The following is a 17,000-nucleotide window of genomic DNA, read 5'->3' on the forward strand; positions in this document are numbered from 1 at the left end:
GTAGGTGAACGACTTGATTTGGTAGGAGAGCGAGCCAATGGTACTAACCTACCGGAAAGTAAAGCGGCTAATAAACGTATCGCGAAACGAACGACCCATCGGTATCTGATAGATTCCAATACTTACTTCATGCTCGTTAAAAGCATCTACCCGATCAATATTCACCGCATACGATCGATGAAGTCGCACAAATCGGACGTAGTTGAGCCGCTCCAGAACCTGTATCAGCGAAAGCCGCAGTGCATATTTCTTCTGAGTTGTAACCAGAGTTGTGTACGTATTGTCGGCTTCGAGATAAAGAACTTCTGAAAGATTCACGCGCACAAACTGTTGATTGCTCTTCACAAACACGTAGTCGTCAATTTGCAGAATGGTATCGCGGCTCAGGTCGGTTTCGGGTGCAGGTTTGGCTGGCGCGTTATCAGCGGCTGGCAATGATGGGGTTGGCGCCAAGGGACTGGCGAAATTACTGATGGCCAATTCGATCGCAATGCGAAGCTGGGCGATGTTGACGGGTTTGACCAGATAGGCAGCCGGAGCGGTTTGCTTGGCCCGGTTGAGGGTGGCTGAGTCGGAGAAGGCTGTGAGGTAAATCAGGGGTACGGCCCGTTCGGCCAGCAGTCGGCGGCTGGTTTCAATCCCATCCCAGTCTCCTTTGATATTAATATCACACAGTACCAGGTCAACCCGCTGCTGTCCACCAAAGAGTTCCAACGCCCGAACACCTGTCGAAGCGACACCTATTACTACGTAGCCTTCGCGATGAAGTTTGGCTTTAAGATCAAGGGCCAGAATGGCTTCGTCCTCAATAATCAGAATGTGTAGCTGTTCAGACATTGACAAGGAATAGGGAAGAGGTGGCAGTAAACAAGAACTCCTTATTGCTGCCGACTGTTCACCAATTCTATCAGGCCGCCTGTGGTATGGTGAGTTGAAAATACGCCCCATCGCGATTATCGACAGTAATTTTACCACCTACCTGCTCACTTAATGACCAGATCAATTGGCGGCCAAACGAGTCAGTGTCAATGTCCAGGTTACGCCACTGGTTCAGATCCAGTCCCGGGCCGTTATCCTGCACTTCAAGCGTCAGGCCATTTTGCTGATGCAGATCTATTCGCAGCGAAGGCTGGTTCCGTCGACCGATTCGATGTCGGTTGTTTCCATAGGCGTACTTGAACGAATTGGTTAGTAATTCGTTCAGAATCAGTCCTAACGGTATGGCTGAGTCCACATCCAACTCCGGTTGGTTAACGCTGACCGACAAATCGAACGTATCGGGACCGTAGCCATAAGCGGCCATCAGACTCTCGGCCAGATCGGTAATGTAATCAGCCATATTGATGGTCGTTACGGCATCGGTGCGGTACAGTCGCTGGTGAATCAGCGACATAGCTTCGACTCGTCGTTGACTTTCCTGTACGGCTTCGATGGCTCCGGTATCGGTCAGTCGATACGTTTGCAGGTTGAGCAGGCTCGATACGATGGCAAGGTTGTTTTTAACGCGGTGGTGTAATTCCCGCATCAATGTCCGTAATTGACTGGATTGTTCCGTAAGTCGATCACTCGTTTCGGCGATAACCCGATTCTGTTCCGACAGTTGAGCGTTAGCACGTCGGATAGCCCAATACTGTACGAAACTGATTCCCAGTAGCAACAAGACGAGCCCTAATCCACCAACCAAATAAGCCATCTGACGCGCCTTGAGGGTATTTTGCTCAGAAAGCTCCGAAATCTGTTGCGTTTTTTTTGCCGTTTCGTAGCGGGTTTGAACTTCGGTCACCGCCCGGGTCTTAGCCACTTCTGCTTGGGCCTCAATCTGCGCAATCCGATGTTTCTTTTCCGCTTCGATGGTCGCTACTTCGCGGGCAGTTTTGGCTTCAACGCTGGCGACTTCTTTCGTTTTTTCGAGTTCCAGATTCGCCCGTATGGTTGCTAATTCAGCCGCTTTCTGCTGTTCATATTTCCCCTGGAGATTCGCGATAATCCGGGTTTTCTGAATGTTCATCAAGGAATCTTCGATGGTTTTTTCACGTAACAGGAACTGATAAGCTTCTGCATGCTGACCATTCGCGGCATAAGCGATTCGCAGTACCCGATACACTGAACGGGCCAGGGAAGCGTCATTAACTTCGGCTAAAAAAGCCAATGCCTGTTTAGCGTGATGAAGTGCCTGCGGAGTTTTTTTTAATTCGTAATACGCTGTCGATAAGTTCCGATGATTGTGTACCAGACTTGATTTACGGCCAAGTTTCTGATTGATCGCTATGGCGCGTTCCAGAAACGGAATGGCTGAATCATTTTGTTGCTGTTTCTGGAATAAATTACCAATATCGTTGTAAATAACCCCCAGGCTTTCATTCGCCGGGTTTTGTTTCCTTGCTAATTGCTCGGCCATCTGATAATACCGTAGCGCTGTAGTAAACTCTTTCAGGTCTTCGTAGCAAATCCCCAGATTAATGTAATTGTCGATAAGTCCTGTCGTTTTACCAGCAGCCTGATTAAGCACGACCGCTCTCTGGATATAGTCAATACCCTGGTTCGTTAGGGCGGCAATATCTCCATTGTTACCCATATGTTTATACAGGTAGCCCATGTTATTGTAGACGGTAGCAACGGTATGGGGACGATTACTTTTCTGGAAATACGTAGCGGCCTGCTGCAACTGGACCAGGGCCGTTTCGAACATGCCTCGATTTCTGGCAATGTTGCCACTTAACTGGTAATAAGAGCCTAGGCCGTACCAGAACCGGGTTCGCTGACAAACCGGGAGCATCTGAGTCAGGTAAACCTGAGCCGAGTCGAACTGGTTACGTCTGTAAAAATCTCTCGCAATGGCGTGATACGTAAGCGCACGGGATGTATCGGGCAGAAACTTGACTAACTTATTTTTCAGGCTATCGATTAGTGGTTTTTGCGCCACGGCCGTCAGCGAAAACGATAGGCAAAGCCCCGATAAAATCCATCGTTTCAGCGCACAGTTCATAGATAGAGGATAAGCTCATAGAGAGTTACGCAATTTACTAACGAAACCTAATAAACTGGCTAAATGTATCTGAATAAACCGCTTAACGTAACCCTCCTGTCATTTCCTTTAACAAATCGAAGAATGCTTTCTTCCGAGGTGAGCTGATCTGCCAGTTCACTGGTACGGACTGATAGCCATCATTGAATCCGTCGTCTTTCAGCCGATAATCGAAGAATCCCCAGGAAGCATAGGCGCTGATAGCTGCCTGGAAATTATTGGACGGTTTGTCGAAATCGAAGTGATCATCCTCGTTGAAAACGATGGGCATCGGCCGGTAGCCAGCCACAGCGCGGGTTTGTTTCACCAGGTCAGTAATCCGGTTTGGGTCTTTTACGCCGTTGCCGTGCAAAATCAGAAAGTCCGCTTCCCGAACAACGTTCTCCTTCGGAATAGCACCACCCCCGTAACTCGTGCTGACTAAAAACCGATGCCCGTTCGCTTTTTTAGCTTTTACCCGCAGGATGAGTTCATGAACGCGCTCGGGTTGCAGAATGACATGGTCGTAGCGGATGTTACACTCGTTGTTAATCTCGATCAGTACGTTCCGGTAACCTCCCTCGGCAAGCCAGTCGATCGTATTGTCCACAGCCCGAATGACGGCGGCTTCATCAGTCAGATATTGATCCTGTCCAAAGTAAAAGAGGCCAATAATAGCCACCATACCCAGTTCGTCGGCTTTGTTCAGAATACGTCTCAGGCGATTCCAGTAATCCGGATTCCAGCTTCCGTTGGGATTAAATGCTGAATTGATCCACGGCTGATTCTGCGAGTACCCTTCCGGACTGCCACCCTGTAAATTGAGCGTAAAGGCCAATAATCCATGCGCTTTCCAGACAGGCATGGCCGCTATGAATTCGTCGGTGTTGCGGTTCGGGTCCCATGTTTTCGTATCCGGGTAAACCCATTTTGAGCGCGTTTCCGGATTCAGATCGTCGAAAATTCCCTGCACCATTCGGGAATTAGGCAGTAGTCCTTCGATACGATTTCCATTCCAGCTACGGCCTTTAAACGTTGGCTGGTCGTTTATGTAAAACCGCTCGCCTACGATGGATACGTTCGTTTTCCGCTTTGGTGGTTTGGGAGATTCTGCTGGTGCTGGATTGAACAAACAAGAGCCGAAAACCAACGCCAGAACAAGGGCGAATCGGTACGTTTTCATAGGAAAGAAAAGGTTTTACAATTCCTTTACAAGGTTTTACAGGTCTTTACCTACTCTCGCTGAGGGCAATTATACATTTGCTTCTGTATCACAAAAGAATCGAGACCATGAAAAACGTACTTCAATTAAGTGTCCTGTTTTTTTGCTGTGCCCTGTCAAACCTGTGCGCGGGTCAACATACGTTTACTACGTGCTCGGCGGCTTTTCTGAGGAATAAAATGATCGTGAATGAGTACACCACAAAAGGTAAGTGCAGCGTAGCGACCAATGCTACCGGTAAATTGACGGTAAACATCGTCGAGTTGTCACCTGGCGAAAGTAAGGTAACAACTCGACTGCCCTTTACCGTGGCTATCCGGGATAAGAACACGAAAACGCTGACGATGTATTCCACGCAGTCCTGTAAGCAGCTACCGGTTCAGAACGTACTGTCGAGATGCCGGAAAGGGGATCATATTGTGCTGATCACAACGGATAATCAATATGCTTTACCACATAATGAAATTTTGGTACGTTGAGTCTGTTTCTGAATATTACCTGTCCTTAACACTCATCTCCTATGCATAAGTACATAACCCGAACGTTGCTTGTTCTGCTGGCGACGTTATTGGCCACCCAAGTGCTGTTGGCGCAAACGGTGCAGTTCGCTAGTTATCGTTTAGAAAATGAACCAGCTCGAGAACGTAATTTCTCACATAATCCATTAGTTTTAGACGGTAATTCATTGGATTATACCTTTTTCTCTATCTTTAGTAAAGGTAGACTGGCGGTTGTTTCTGGAGAACCTGCATCAAAAGACGCCGTTAAAATCCCGTTTCGGATTTACCTTCGACGTAGTGGAATGATCATTCAGAAAGGAGCCTCCGACAATGGCCGACAGTACTATGATGTTGACATTGCTACGGTGTTGGCGCAGGCGCAGCATGGCGATGAATTAGTGATCGATCCGGTTTACAAAACCGACTGGGTAGCCCGGCGGATTCTGAGAGTGAGAAGCATGTTCTGGCTTTTTCCACTTCCAGGGTGCTAGCCGGTAAAACGAACAATACGTATGAGCAAATTGGCAAGAATATTCGGTATCACCGTGCTTGTATTAACCGGCATATTGTTCGCGCAGTTTGCTCCATTGCCGTTTGCTCATTCCACAACGGACACAACTCAGTTTTCCCGCAAAGTCAATCTGGCGCTCCGGCGAACGGCGCATCATCTACTACGTAATGCGGGTGATGATACGTCTCGAATTGCGCCTGTAAACCAACAGAATGCCTATACCTTCAGTGTGCAGTTGGATCGCCCGTTCGATTATAGTCAGTTGCCAGCCCTGCTTCAGGAATCGTTTCGGATTCATGAAATCAGGGCGAATTACGATGTTGCCGTGCTGGATTGCGCACATGGTGAATTGCAGTTAGGCTACAATTTTCGGGATCTGACAGAAAACAAAGAGGTGCCCTGCGAGGGTCGAAAACAAGTCAACGGCTGCTACAAGCTGCAAGTCACCTTCGCTACGTCCGAAACGGCTTCTCAACCACCCGTATTGGGATGGATACTGGCGCTGGGCGTGGTGATGACCGGATTTGGGTATGTTGTATGGCGTAAATCAGCTTCCACAAGCGCATTAGGCAGTACGTCCGAATCAAATCAACAGGAATCCAGGCTGGTACGCTTTGGCGAGTCTAGCCTGGATTGTACAACACAAACATTGATATCGGGCGCGGCCCGCCATAACCTGACCTATCGGGAAGCGAAGTTGCTCCGGTATCTTATTGACCACGCCAACCAGGTTATTGAACGCGATCGCATTCTCAAATCCGTTTGGGAAGACGAGGGAATCTTCGTCGGCCGTAGCGTGGATGTGTTCGTGTCACGTCTGCGTAAACTGCTTCAGGCTGACCCAACAGTCCGCATTGTAGCGGTACATGGCGTGGGCTACCGGCTGGAAGTTCAGTGACTGGGCGGAATGGGCGCCGGCACTACGTTGGCCACGGGTTTCGTCGATTTAAGATAGGCGAAAACCGCTTTGATATCCTCATCTTTCATAGTACGGTAGTTAGGCCACGGCATGGGCGGAAGTAACGACCGATTGGTGGCTATGCCTTTGTATTTGCCCTGCGTTAGCGCCCGCTTGAACTGATCTTCAGACCAGTTGCCAATACCCGTTGCGTCGGAGGTAAGATTAGCCGCGAAAGAAACGCCCCATGGACCTGCTGCGGCTGTATTGTCGCCATTGAACAGCACCCAGTCTTTTAGCGCGTCTGCATTCCGGGCGGCTACGGGCCGGTCGGCAGGGTAGCCCGACAATAATCGACTGGCAACAGGCTCGGGCCCCTGCGGCCCCATCATTTTAGGCGAGTGGCAATCGCCACAACCCATGATGGCGACTAGATATTCTCCTTTTTTGATGAGCGCCTGATCGGGCGGCAGGCTGGTTTTTTGGGTCTGGTACGTAGCGGGTGGAGACGAAAAGCCAGCCACTAGCACTACACTAAACAGCGCAGCAACAACGAAATGTAGTGAGTTCATGGTAAATTGAGGTTAGTGGCTGGTAAGCTACTGACCTGGAGAGTCTTGGGCAAAAAAATCTATTTACAGGCAGACAAACCAATCCTTACTCAGCAGGTAAGTAGACACTAAAGGTTGATCCCTGATTTAGCTGACTAATGGCCGTGATATCGCCCCCATGATTCGTTGCCACTTTCTTGCAGATAGCCAGGCCGATACCGGTCCCGGCAAATTCGCTCTTGCCATGCAGCCGCTGAAAAACCTGAAAAATGCGGTCCAGGTATTTTTCATCGAAGCCCACGCCGTTATCCACTACGTCGATGCGATGATACCGATTTGCCAATCGGGTAGGCTTGATGGTAGATGGTAACTCTGTCGTCTCGATCAGGCGGGTCGTAACATCAATGTGGGGCGCTATACCAGGTTTGTGAAACTTCAGCGCGTTACTTAGCAGATTCTGGAACAGTTGACCTAACTGGATAGAATCGCCGTAGATGGTCGGCAACGTATCGACTTTTATCTGCGCCCCGCTATCCTGAATGGTCAGTTCCAAATCGGCCAGTACGGTTTGCAGAACCGTAGTCAGGGATACAGCCGTACTTGTATCGCGCTGGGTCGAAATACGCGAGAAGTTCAACAAATCCCGAATCAGCGTCGACATGCGGCTGGCGGCCGACTGCATGCGCTCCAGATACACCAACTCCTCGCTGGACGACGGCGCGAAGCGTGTTCGGAGCAGATCGCCGAACTGCTGAATTTTACGCAGAGGCTCCTGCAGATCGTGGCTGGCTATGTAGGCAAATTGCTGTAAATTTTCGTTCGATCGTTTTAATAAGTCATTCGCTTCTTCCAGGTCTTCATTGACAGAAGCGTATTCGGTATTACTGTCTAGCAGCTCTACGTTCGTGGCCGCCAGCGTTGCATTCGCGACTGCCAGTTCTTCGGTACGCTGGTAGACTAACTGCTCCAGCGCCAGCTGAAGTTGCCGATGCTGCGTAACATCCTGAGCGGTTCCGTTTAGTGTAACAGGTTTTCCACTTTCGTCGTAAACGACCTGGCCCTGCACGTGAATGATACGTTCCTGACCCGTAAGCCGATTGATAATCGGGTGTTCGTTCTCGTAAAGCCCGGACGAACCTGGTTGAATGGTGGCCGCTATCGCGTTAACAACCATCGGCCGATACGCGTCGGGCAAGGGATTATAAGCTTCATCCAGATTTTTCGTCTCTTCGGATAAACCCAGCCAGTTCATAAATCGCGCTGAATACCAGTAGGTGCCTTTTTCGATGTCGAGACTCCACATGGCCAGTTCCGCCAGTTCAATGGCACCGTGCAACGACTCTTTCGCTTCTTCCAGCGCCTTTTTCGCTTTTATTACGTCCGTAACATCGGTTGCAATACTCAGAATAGCATACACCTGCCCATCGGCATTGAAGAGGGGCGTATAGATCAGATTGAAGAAATTATGGGTCACTGAGCCATCCTGCTGCACAATATCGACCTGCGTGCCGAAGTCGTTGTACGGCTGGCCTGAGGTATAGACGTTATCTAAAATGTCCAGGAATAATTGGCTTTCCAGTTCGGGCATCAACGCGCGCAGGGGTTTCCCCGTAACATCTGGGCCCCGGTCGATAATGTCGATGAAATTCTGGCTGGGCATCTCCACAACAAGCTCACGCCCAACGAACAGAACCATAGCTGCGGGAACGGCGGCAATAATGGCGCGCTGTTTGGCTTCACTTTCTTCTATCTTTTTTCGAGTCTGTACCTGCTGCGTTACGTCGATAACGACCACCAGCACCCCCGAAATTCGCCCGGAATTAGCTTCTCGCTGCGGTTGATAAGTTAGGTCAACATAAAGGGTTTCCAGCTGATTGTTACGGACCATATCCACGGCTACCTCGTTGGCAATATACGGCGTGCCGGTAGCCATTACCGACCGCATCAGGTCGTCGAACCCCTGTCCGACCAGTTCGGGCATGGCTTCCAAAAGTGGCTTTCCAACAATGTCCTCAGGCTTCCGGCCCACCAGATATCCGTAAAACGGATTCGCCATTTTCAGAATCAGATCATCCTCACTGATAATGGCAATACCAATCGGCGACTGTTCGAACGAAGCCAGTACCTGCCGCTGACTTTCTTCAAGTTCCTGGCGGCCTTTTACAGACTTCGTGGTTTCGGTACACGTAACAAAAACGCCCTTTATCTGGCTGGTATCGTCGTAGGCAGGACTATAGCTAAAGGTCCAGTAAATGTCTTCAATATGACCATTGCGGTAGAACGGAACGAGCTGGTCTTCGAAGAAAACCGGTTTTCCACTACGTATCACCTGCTGGATCATTGGCCCGATAAAGTCCCAGATTTCAGCCCATACCTCCGGGCCTTGTTTTCCCAGCGCCGGATGCTTGCCATCAACGCCCAGACTTGGCCGGAAAGCATCGTTGTAGAAGCAGACTAAATCGTTTCCCCAGAAGAGAAACATAGGGAAGGCTGAGTGCAACACAATACCTAACGTAGTGCGCAGGCTGATAGGCCACTGATCGGGTGCGCCCAGGGAGGTCTTCGACCAGTCGAAGTTTCGGGTGAGTTCACCCATCTCTCCGCCACCCGACAAAAAGGGATAGTTATTGGTAGCCGTTTCCAATGCAGTTCGGTATCATTCGATGGCAAGATAACCAGATGAATCCAATAGAATAAGTTTACAAAAACTGTTTTTGCGTCAGTCGATTCGGGACATCTGGGTTGCTTTCTTTTTTATCGGCTGAACGATACCGGTTTTAGCCTGCTGACGATGAAACAAAACCGAAAATCAACGTAACAAAACTGAAAACTGAATTATAAATATTTCAATAATTAATTGATTATCAGTCAATTGTAAAATGGCTTTTATTTGTAATTAATTGAACAATTCCCGAAAGCCTGCTCCTGATACGTAGCGTAAGTTTGACCTATGAATCGTGCGTATCCCGATTCATTTTTGTCAACCTATGAATCAGAAACAGCGTATTTTCTTTTGGTCCATCACGGCCGCTCTGGGTGGATTCCTCTTCGGCTTCGACACGGCTGTTATTTCCGGCGTAGAGCAATCCCTACAATCGCTCTGGAAATTGGACGTGTGGGAACACGGCTTAACGGTTTCGATCGCGTTGATCGGTACCGTACTGGGTTCCATGTCGGGAGGAATTCCAGCCGAGCGGTTGGGCCGAAAGAAAACGCTGTTTTGGATCGCCATTCTGTATTTAGCGGCTTCCATTGGAACGGCGCTGGCTCCCACCTGGGGCGTCTTCCTGGTCTTCCGGTTTCTGGGCGGTCTGGGCGTAGGCGCGTCGTCGGTGGCGGCACCGATGTACATCACTGAAATTTCGCCCGCTAAATCGCGCGGAAAACTGGTGGGTCTGTTTCAGTTCAATGTCGTATTTGGTATTCTGATTGCCTATCTGTCTAATTTTCTCCTGGCCGACGTGGGGGCCGAGCCGTGGCGCTGGATGCTGGGCGTACAGGCGTTACCATCACTGATTTTCCTCATTGCCGTTCTCAATATCCCCGAAAGCCCACGCTGGTTGTTGCTCAAAAAAGGCGATACAACGCAAGCGCTGGACGTGTTGAATATGATCGATCCTGAAACGGCCGAGCAGACGCTGGTCGCTATTCAGCAGAGTGATCATCACACAACAGCGTCGACGCGACTGTTTTCGGGAGAATACAAAACGCCCATTATGCTGGCGGTTCTGTTTGCCGTCTTCAATCAGGTATCGGGCATCAACGCCATCATTTATTATGCGCCCCGCATTTTTGAAATGACAGGCCTGGGTAAAAGCTCGTCACTGCTGTCATCGGCGGGAATTGGTCTGATAAACCTCGTCTTTACGCTGATTTCAATGAACCTGATTGACCGCTACGGTCGTCGGACGCTGATGAAAATCGGGTCGGTGGGGCTGATCGTTACGTTAGGACTGGTCGCACGGGCTTTTTACGTAGAGGATTTTAGCGGGATGACCGTACCGTTTTTGCTGTTCGGCTACATCGCCTTCTTTGGTTTCTCGCAGGGGGCAGTCATCTGGGTATTCATTTCCGAGATTTTTCCGAATGAGGTCCGGGCCAGCGGACAGGCACTTGGCAGCTTCACGCACTGGTTCATGGCCGCCATCATTACGTTCACGTTCCCGTATCTGGCCGAGCATTTCGGTGGAGGAAATACCTTCCTCTTTTTCACCATCATGATGGTGCTGCAACTCCTGTTTGTCGTACGACTCATGCCCGAAACCAAAGGCACCAGCTTAGAGCAAATCGAACGGACATTCGTCGTTCACTGATAATTAGTCATTGGTGGTCATGAGTTGTCATTGATTGCTGAACAATACATGGCTACGAATAGCGATCAATGACAACTAATGCCGCGAAGCGAATGACCACATAATGACAATCCAAAGATTATGACACAAACCATCACCTGTTTCGGCGAAATTCTCTGGGACGTACTGCCAACCAGCAAACAAGCCGGTGGCGCTCCCATGAACGTAGCGGCTGACCTTCGCAATTTCGGCATCAACGCCCAGATGATCAGCCGCGTGGGTACCGATGACCTGGGCCGTGAACTAATCCAGTTTCTGGAACAAAAAGGGCTCCCGCTCGATCTGGTTCAGATTGGTCAGAGCCATTTAACGGGCGTTGCCAAAGCCAATGTCTCGGATACGAATGAGGTCACGTACAAGATTGTTCAGCCCGTTGCCTGGGATTACATTCACCTCGAACCGAATCTAATCGATGCCGTACAAAATAGCGATCTGTTTGTTTACGGCAGCTTAGCCGCACGTAGCCAGATGACGCACGAAACGCTGACGGCACTGCTGGCCGTGGCTCGTCGGAAAGTATTCGATGTGAACCTTCGGGCTCCGCATTATGAGCGTACTACGGTCGAAGAACTGCTGCACCAGGCCGACATTGCCAAGTTGAACGAACACGAACTGGTTGAATTGTCAGACTGGTATGGCCATGAAAACGAGCTACGTCAGGCGATGGAGAAATTGCGGGAACGCTATAGTCTGGAAACGCTCTGCGTAACACTGGGCGAAAAAGGCGCGGCCTTGCTGGACAAAACCGGCTTCGTGCAACAGGCGGGTTTCCCGGTCGACGTTGAAGATACCATCGGCAGTGGCGATGCGTTTCTGGCGGCTTTTCTCTACAAAACCTTACAGGGGGCAACCCCACAGAATACCCTCGAATTTGCCTGTGCGACCGGCGCGTATGTCGCTACGCAACGGGGCGCAACCCCTACGTTCACGGCGGAAACGATTGTGGAGAAAATCCTGCGTACCGAAGTGATCTGATTGATGCATGACCGCTCTTTCAACCTATGTACCTCTTAAATCCAACAACAAAATGCGTAAGAAAAATTACCTGTTTACGCTGGTCGCTCTGTTGCTAACCGCTACGTTAGCACTCGCCCAGCAACGCACAATTACGGGGAGCGTTCTCGATTCGAAAACGAAGGACGCCCTCCCCGGAGCCAGCATTATCATTCCGGGAACGACGACGGGTACTGTAGCCGATGCTACGGGGAAGTTTACCATATCGGTGCCGCAAAGCGCTACGGGCGTTACGGTATCGTTTATTGGCTACGCGACACAGGACGTATCAGTGGCTAATACGAACAACATAACGGTTTTACTGGCCGAAGGTGGTCAACTGGCCGAAGTCGTTGTGCTGGGTTACACGACGGCCCGCCGTCAGGACTTAACGGGAGCGGTAGCCATTGTGGACGTAGCGGCTACGAAAGCGACTAGTTCGGGTAACCCCATGCAGGCATTGCAGGGGCGGGTACCGGGTTTGTACGTCGAGAAATCGGGTACGCCTTCTGGTGAATCCAGTCGGGTTCTGATCCGGGGCGCTAATACGTTGGGGAACAACGATCCGCTGTACATTATTGACGGGGTGCCGACCAAGCGGCCATTCGTATTTCAAAGTTTGAATTCAACGGCCATTCAATCCATTCAGGTGCTGAAAGATGCGTCGTCGGCCTCTATTTACGGAGCGCGGGCGTCGAACGGGGTGATTATCGTCACGACCAAAAACGGCTACAATACGGATGGAAAGCTGAATGTTCAGTTCAACACCAGTATTTCATCCCAGTCAGAAAAACCCGAGCGGTTCAAAATGCTGAACGCCGTTGATCGGGGGCGGGCGCTCTGGCAGGCATCGGTCAATGATGGTGCTGATCCGGCTTCGGCCTACGGCGAAATCTACAACTTCGACTGGAATAAAAATTTCAGCAATCCGGTACTCAACAACGTAACGGTGCAGCCCTTCGTTGGCGGCAATCAGAACGTACCGGCTGGTGACACAGACTGGCAGAAAGAGCTGTACCAGACTGGCTACGTAACAAACAACGACCTAACCATTTCGGGCGGCACCAAAAGCTCGTCGATTCTGGTCAACCTGAGTTATCTCAATACCAAAGGCATGGTCCGGTTCACCGACTACAACCGGATTACGGGTCGCGTGAATGGGCTAACGAGCCTGGCTGATAACCGGGTAAAATTCGGGGTTAATTTGCAAATGACAGCTTCCCGCGAAACCCCCGTTACAACTGACCTTGGGGGAGCGCCTACGCCGGGCCTGGCCGTTACGTTAGCGCCAACCATTCCGGTCTACACTAAAACGGGTGATTATGCCGGACCTATTGGATCAGGTTACTCGGACCGAAACAACCCAGTGTTTATGCAGTACATCAACCGCTGGGATAAAATCCGCCGGACATTTGTGTTCGGAAATGTCTTCACGGAGATCGAACCAATTCGGGGTCTGATTTTCCGGTCGTCGCTGGGGATGGACAACGCTGGTTTTTCTAACAAAAATATTGAGCAGTCGTTCCAAAACGGGTTTATTGCCCGTTCGCTGAATAGTCTGACACTCAATACCAACCAATTCCTTAGTCTGACCTGGACCAATACGTTACGGTACAATTTCGAACTGGGGCAGCACCGATTCAATGTGCTGGCGGGGGTTGAATCCATCAAAGATAACCTGGATAACGTCGTGTCGTACCGCGAAAATTTCGCCGTACAGACCGAAGATTACTTTGTGCTGAGTGCTGCTTCGGGCAATGCCAGCAGTACGGGTACATCGACCGGAAGCCGGTTGCTATCGCAGTTTGCCCGAATCGATTACGGCTTTGGCGACCGCTATCTGGCCGCACTAACGCTACGTCGGGATGGTTCCTCGCGATTCGGTACCGATAACCGGTATGGCTTCTTCCCGGCGGCTTCCGTCGGCTGGCGGATTGATAAGGAAGCGTTCATGCAGAACGTGAAGGCCATCAGCAACCTGAAACTGCGGGCGGGTGTCGGTCGGATTGGTAACCAGGATATTGGTGATCTGGCCCGGTTTGGTCTGTTCGAGCCCCGCTACGGTACGCTTGCATCGCAGGTGCCTAACGGACACAACAGCTTCTTTGATCAGTACTGGAATGTAGGAACGGCTTACGACTTAAACGGGACCAACAGCGGTACGTTGCCATCCGGCTTCGTGCAAACCCAGGGTGCAAACGCGGCCCTGAAATGGGAGACGACCGACGAACTGAACGTCGGGCTTGATTTTGGTTTCCTGAACGGCAGTCTCGTAGGTTCGTTCGATTATTTCACCCGTACAACGAAAGATATTCTTATTCAGCCACCCGTTGCGGCAGCGGTGGGTGAGGGTCAGTTGCGGTTTGTGAACGGCGCGACGAAAACTAACAAAGGCTTCGAATTGCTCCTGACGTACTACGGCAAACCTAAAGGCGACTTCCGGTATAACGTCTCGGCCAACTTTGCCCGCTTCCGGGATAAAATAACCGTACTGCCCGAAGAAGTGCGGTCGGCCTTTGCCGGTAACGCCGTAACGACGATCATTGGTCATTCGCAATTTGACCTGTTCGGTTATCGGACCGATGGCCTTTTTCAGAGCCAGGAAGAGGTGACGAAACACGCAGCACAGGTGGGCGCAGCGCCGGGCCGGATTCGGTACCGTGACCTGAATGGCGATGGTAAAATCGACGCGCTCGATCAGGAGTTTTTCGGAACAACATTACCGGGTCTTGAATACGGTGTTCGTGCCGAATTTGGCTATAAAAATTTCGACCTTTCGATCTTCGGTTCGGGCATAGCCAGCCGGACGGGCTTTGATCCGTATACGTTCTACAACAATTTCATCCGTGGTCGCGAAAACGTAGGACCGGGCGTATTTGGGGCCTGGACACCGCAGAACACGTCATCCCGTATTCCGGCGCTTACGCTGGCTGATGGAAACAACGAAACCCGTTCGTCGGATTATTTCAACGTCAGTACGGCCTATTTCAAGCTTCGGAACGTCCAGTTAGGCTATACGTTCCCACGGGATATGGTTGGTAAAATCGGCATGACGAGCCTGCGTCTGTATCTAATGGCAGAGAACGTATTCTGGCTGAAAAACAAGAATTTCCTGGGACCCGATCCTGAGCGGATTGATGTCAATACGGTTCCGGTGCCACGCACGATCACGTTCGGTTTAAATGTTTCCTTCTAAGACCAAGACTTACGATCATGAAAAATAAAATTCTGGTTTCATTGCTTCTGATAGCAGGTGGCGGTTTACTCACATCCTGCAAAGAGTTTCTGGATTATCAGCCGCAGGGAACACTCTCGGCCGATAATATAAAGAGTGCCGATAATGCCGATGCGCTGGTAACAGCCGCCTACGCGTCGCTGGGGAACGGCGAAATGATTGGGCCAATTGCCAGTATGTGGGTGTACGGCAGTGTCCGGTCCGACGATGCCTACAAAGGTGGGGGCGGAGTTTCCGATCTGGAAGATATCAACTTCTATGAGCAGCATAACCTGACGCAGCCGCAGCAGGGCGGTGGTTTCTACCATCCCTATACCTGGGAAAATTATTACAAAGCCATCTCCCGGGCGAACGTAGCGTTACGTTCGATCAATGATCTGACCGATGCAGCTTTTCCGTTAAAGAAAACCCGTCAGGCTGAGTTACGTTTCCTCCGGGGGCATGCGCACTTTATGCTGAAAATGCTGTTCAAGTTTGTTCCCTACATCGATGAAACGCTGACAAATGAACAGATCCTGACAAAGTCGAACCGGGAGTTTACGAATGATCAGTTGTGGGATAAAATCGCTACGGACTTTCAGTTTGCGGTCGATAATCTACCCGTTTCGCAGTCACAGGTTGGCCGGGCCAATAAACTGTCGGCGTCTGCCTATCTGGCTAAACTTCGGCTGTATCAGGCGTATGAGCAGGACGATAATAACAAGGTTACGACCATCAATAAAGACAAACTGCAGCAGGTTGTTACGTTGACTCAGGCAGTTATCAGTTCAGGAAAATATAGTCTGCAACCCGATTTCGCTGAGAACTTCCTGCCGGAATATGACAACGGCGTTGAATCGGTCTTCGCGGTTCAATACTCGATCAATGATGGAACAACTGTAGGCCGACTCAATTTTGAAGATGGGTTGAATTACCCGCACGGCGCTCCACAATACGGTTGCTGCGGCTTCCACCAGCCCAGCCAGAATCTGGCCAACGCATTCGGAACAGACGCGAACGGATTACCCAAATTTGATACGTTCAACGATGCTGTTATCGACTTCAAAACCGCTACGGTCGATCCGCGCGTTGATCATACCATCGGCATTGATGGTCACCCCTACAAATACAATGCGGCATCGCCGTTCAGCAGTAGCTGGGTACGTGATCCGGGCGTTTATGGGAATTTCCAGGCAATGAAATCGCAGCAGCTGGCGACCAGTTCATCCTACAAAAAGCAAGGACCGTTTATGGGTGTTTCGAAGAATATCGACATCATCCGGTATGCCGACGTATTGCTTTTCCAGGCTGAAGCCTATATCGAATTGGGCCAGCAGGCATTGGCGTTGCCACTCATCAACCAGATCCGGGCCAGAGCCGCCGTGAGTACGGGTCGCACGAAAAAGGCCGATGGTACTGCGGCCTCTAACTACCTAATCAAGCCGTATACGGCTGCCAACTGGACACAGGCTTACGCCCGGAAAGCGCTGCAATTCGAACGTCGCCTGGAGTTCGCTACCGAAAGTCCGCGCTTCTTCGATCTGGTTCGCTGGGGCATTGCGGCCGAAACGCTGAACGCATACATAACCAAAGAGAAAACCAGACGTTCTCATCTGAGTGGGGCTAAGTTCACCGCTGCCCGCGACGAATATTTGCCCATCCCGCAGCGGGAAATCAACTTTACGAAAGGACTTTACAAGCAAAATGTCGGCTTTTAATTGAATTTGTCCAACTATTAGAAAGTACCTATTAGGT

12 protein-coding genes are annotated in these 17,000 nt (G+C 50.5%); 7 read left to right on the forward strand and 5 right to left on the reverse strand.

What is annotated here, in order from left to right:
* Positions 1-48: 48 nt before the first annotated feature.
* The 3 genes from IC230_RS23440 to IC230_RS23450 form a co-directional block, all read right to left on the reverse strand.
* Positions 49-837, reverse strand: coding sequence for a response regulator (locus IC230_RS23440; RefSeq protein WP_191041506.1), 789 nt, complete (start codon positions 835-837; stop codon positions 49-51).
* A gap of 70 nt (positions 838-907) precedes the next feature.
* Complete coding sequence (locus IC230_RS23445) at positions 908-2,986, reverse strand: tetratricopeptide repeat-containing sensor histidine kinase (RefSeq protein WP_191041507.1); 2,079 nt, start codon at positions 2,984-2,986, stop codon at positions 908-910.
* An 82-nt stretch (positions 2,987-3,068) separates the two neighbouring features.
* Positions 3,069-4,187: a hypothetical protein gene (locus tag IC230_RS23450; RefSeq protein WP_223860802.1), complete on the reverse strand. Its 1,119-nt coding sequence runs from the start codon at positions 4,185-4,187 to the stop codon at positions 3,069-3,071.
* A 107-nt stretch (positions 4,188-4,294) separates the two neighbouring features.
* Between IC230_RS23450 and IC230_RS23455 the strand changes: the two genes are divergently transcribed.
* Genes IC230_RS23455 through IC230_RS23465 form a run of 3 tightly spaced genes read left to right on the forward strand, consistent with a single transcriptional unit; the run spans position 4,295 to position 6,135 of the window.
* Positions 4,295-4,705 (forward strand): hypothetical protein, encoded by a 411-nt coding sequence (locus tag IC230_RS23455; RefSeq protein ID WP_191041508.1) that lies wholly within the window; start codon positions 4,295-4,297, stop codon positions 4,703-4,705.
* 41 nt (positions 4,706-4,746) lie between these two features.
* Positions 4,747-5,217 (forward strand): hypothetical protein, encoded by a 471-nt coding sequence (locus IC230_RS23460; RefSeq protein WP_191041509.1) that lies wholly within the window; start codon positions 4,747-4,749, stop codon positions 5,215-5,217.
* 21 nt (positions 5,218-5,238) lie between these two features.
* Positions 5,239-6,135, forward strand: coding sequence for a winged helix-turn-helix domain-containing protein (locus IC230_RS23465; RefSeq protein ID WP_191041510.1), 897 nt, complete (start codon positions 5,239-5,241; stop codon positions 6,133-6,135).
* Here the strand turns inward: IC230_RS23465 and IC230_RS23470 are convergent.
* On the reverse strand, positions 6,129-6,707 hold the full coding sequence (locus IC230_RS23470; RefSeq protein WP_191041511.1) for a c-type cytochrome: 579 nt from the start codon (positions 6,705-6,707) through the stop codon (positions 6,129-6,131). The two genes, IC230_RS23465 and IC230_RS23470, sit on opposite strands and share 7 nt — an antisense overlap.
* 85 nt (positions 6,708-6,792) lie before the next feature.
* On the reverse strand, positions 6,793-9,330 hold the full coding sequence (locus tag IC230_RS34095) for a PAS domain-containing protein (protein ID WP_223860803.1): 2,538 nt from the start codon (positions 9,328-9,330) through the stop codon (positions 6,793-6,795).
* Between the two features lie 343 nt (positions 9,331-9,673).
* Between IC230_RS34095 and IC230_RS23490 the strand changes: the two genes are divergently transcribed.
* From IC230_RS23490 to IC230_RS23505, 4 genes are all read left to right on the forward strand, one after another.
* The gene (locus tag IC230_RS23490; protein WP_191041512.1) at positions 9,674-10,999 is read left to right on the forward strand and encodes a sugar porter family MFS transporter; all 1,326 of its coding nucleotides are present in this window, start codon (positions 9,674-9,676) and stop codon (positions 10,997-10,999) included.
* A 120-nt stretch (positions 11,000-11,119) separates the two neighbouring features.
* A complete protein-coding gene (locus IC230_RS23495; RefSeq protein WP_191041513.1) occupies positions 11,120-12,013 on the forward strand; it encodes a carbohydrate kinase family protein in 894 nt (297 codons plus the stop codon).
* Positions 12,014-12,065: 52 nt separating this feature from the next.
* Positions 12,066-15,227 carry a SusC/RagA family TonB-linked outer membrane protein gene (locus IC230_RS23500; RefSeq protein WP_191041514.1) on the forward strand — a complete coding sequence of 1,054 codons (3,162 nt, stop codon included), beginning with the start codon at positions 12,066-12,068 and terminating at the stop codon, positions 15,225-15,227.
* 17 nt (positions 15,228-15,244) lie between these two features.
* Entirely contained in the window at positions 15,245-16,963 is a 1,719-nt protein-coding gene (locus tag IC230_RS23505) for a RagB/SusD family nutrient uptake outer membrane protein (RefSeq protein ID WP_191041515.1), read from the forward strand.
* Positions 16,964-17,000 lie beyond the last annotated feature (37 nt).

This window comes from Spirosoma validum, assembly GCF_014699035.1.
Taxonomy (GTDB): Bacteria; Bacteroidota; Bacteroidia; order Cytophagales; family Spirosomataceae; genus Spirosoma; species Spirosoma validum.

Excerpts from the sequence above, each read along its gene's own strand:
- IC230_RS23440 (WP_191041506.1), bottom strand. The coding sequence starts at position 837 with ATGTCTGAACAGCTACACATTCTGATTATTGAGGACGAAGCCATTCTG.
- IC230_RS23445 (WP_191041507.1), bottom strand. The coding sequence starts at position 2,986 with ATGAACTGTGCGCTGAAACGATGGATTTTATCGGGGCTTTGCCTATCG.
- IC230_RS23450 (WP_223860802.1), bottom strand. The coding sequence starts at position 4,187 with ATGAAAACGTACCGATTCGCCCTTGTTCTGGCGTTGGTTTTCGGCTCT.
- IC230_RS23455 (WP_191041508.1), top strand. The coding sequence starts at position 4,295 with ATGAAAAACGTACTTCAATTAAGTGTCCTGTTTTTTTGCTGTGCCCTG.
- IC230_RS23460 (WP_191041509.1), top strand. The coding sequence starts at position 4,747 with ATGCATAAGTACATAACCCGAACGTTGCTTGTTCTGCTGGCGACGTTA.
- IC230_RS23465 (WP_191041510.1), top strand. The coding sequence starts at position 5,239 with ATGAGCAAATTGGCAAGAATATTCGGTATCACCGTGCTTGTATTAACC.
- IC230_RS23470 (WP_191041511.1), bottom strand. The coding sequence starts at position 6,707 with ATGAACTCACTACATTTCGTTGTTGCTGCGCTGTTTAGTGTAGTGCTA.
- IC230_RS23490 (WP_191041512.1), top strand. The coding sequence starts at position 9,674 with ATGAATCAGAAACAGCGTATTTTCTTTTGGTCCATCACGGCCGCTCTG.
- IC230_RS23495 (WP_191041513.1), top strand. The coding sequence starts at position 11,120 with ATGACACAAACCATCACCTGTTTCGGCGAAATTCTCTGGGACGTACTG.
- IC230_RS23500 (WP_191041514.1), top strand. The coding sequence starts at position 12,066 with ATGCGTAAGAAAAATTACCTGTTTACGCTGGTCGCTCTGTTGCTAACC.
- IC230_RS23505 (WP_191041515.1), top strand. The coding sequence starts at position 15,245 with ATGAAAAATAAAATTCTGGTTTCATTGCTTCTGATAGCAGGTGGCGGT.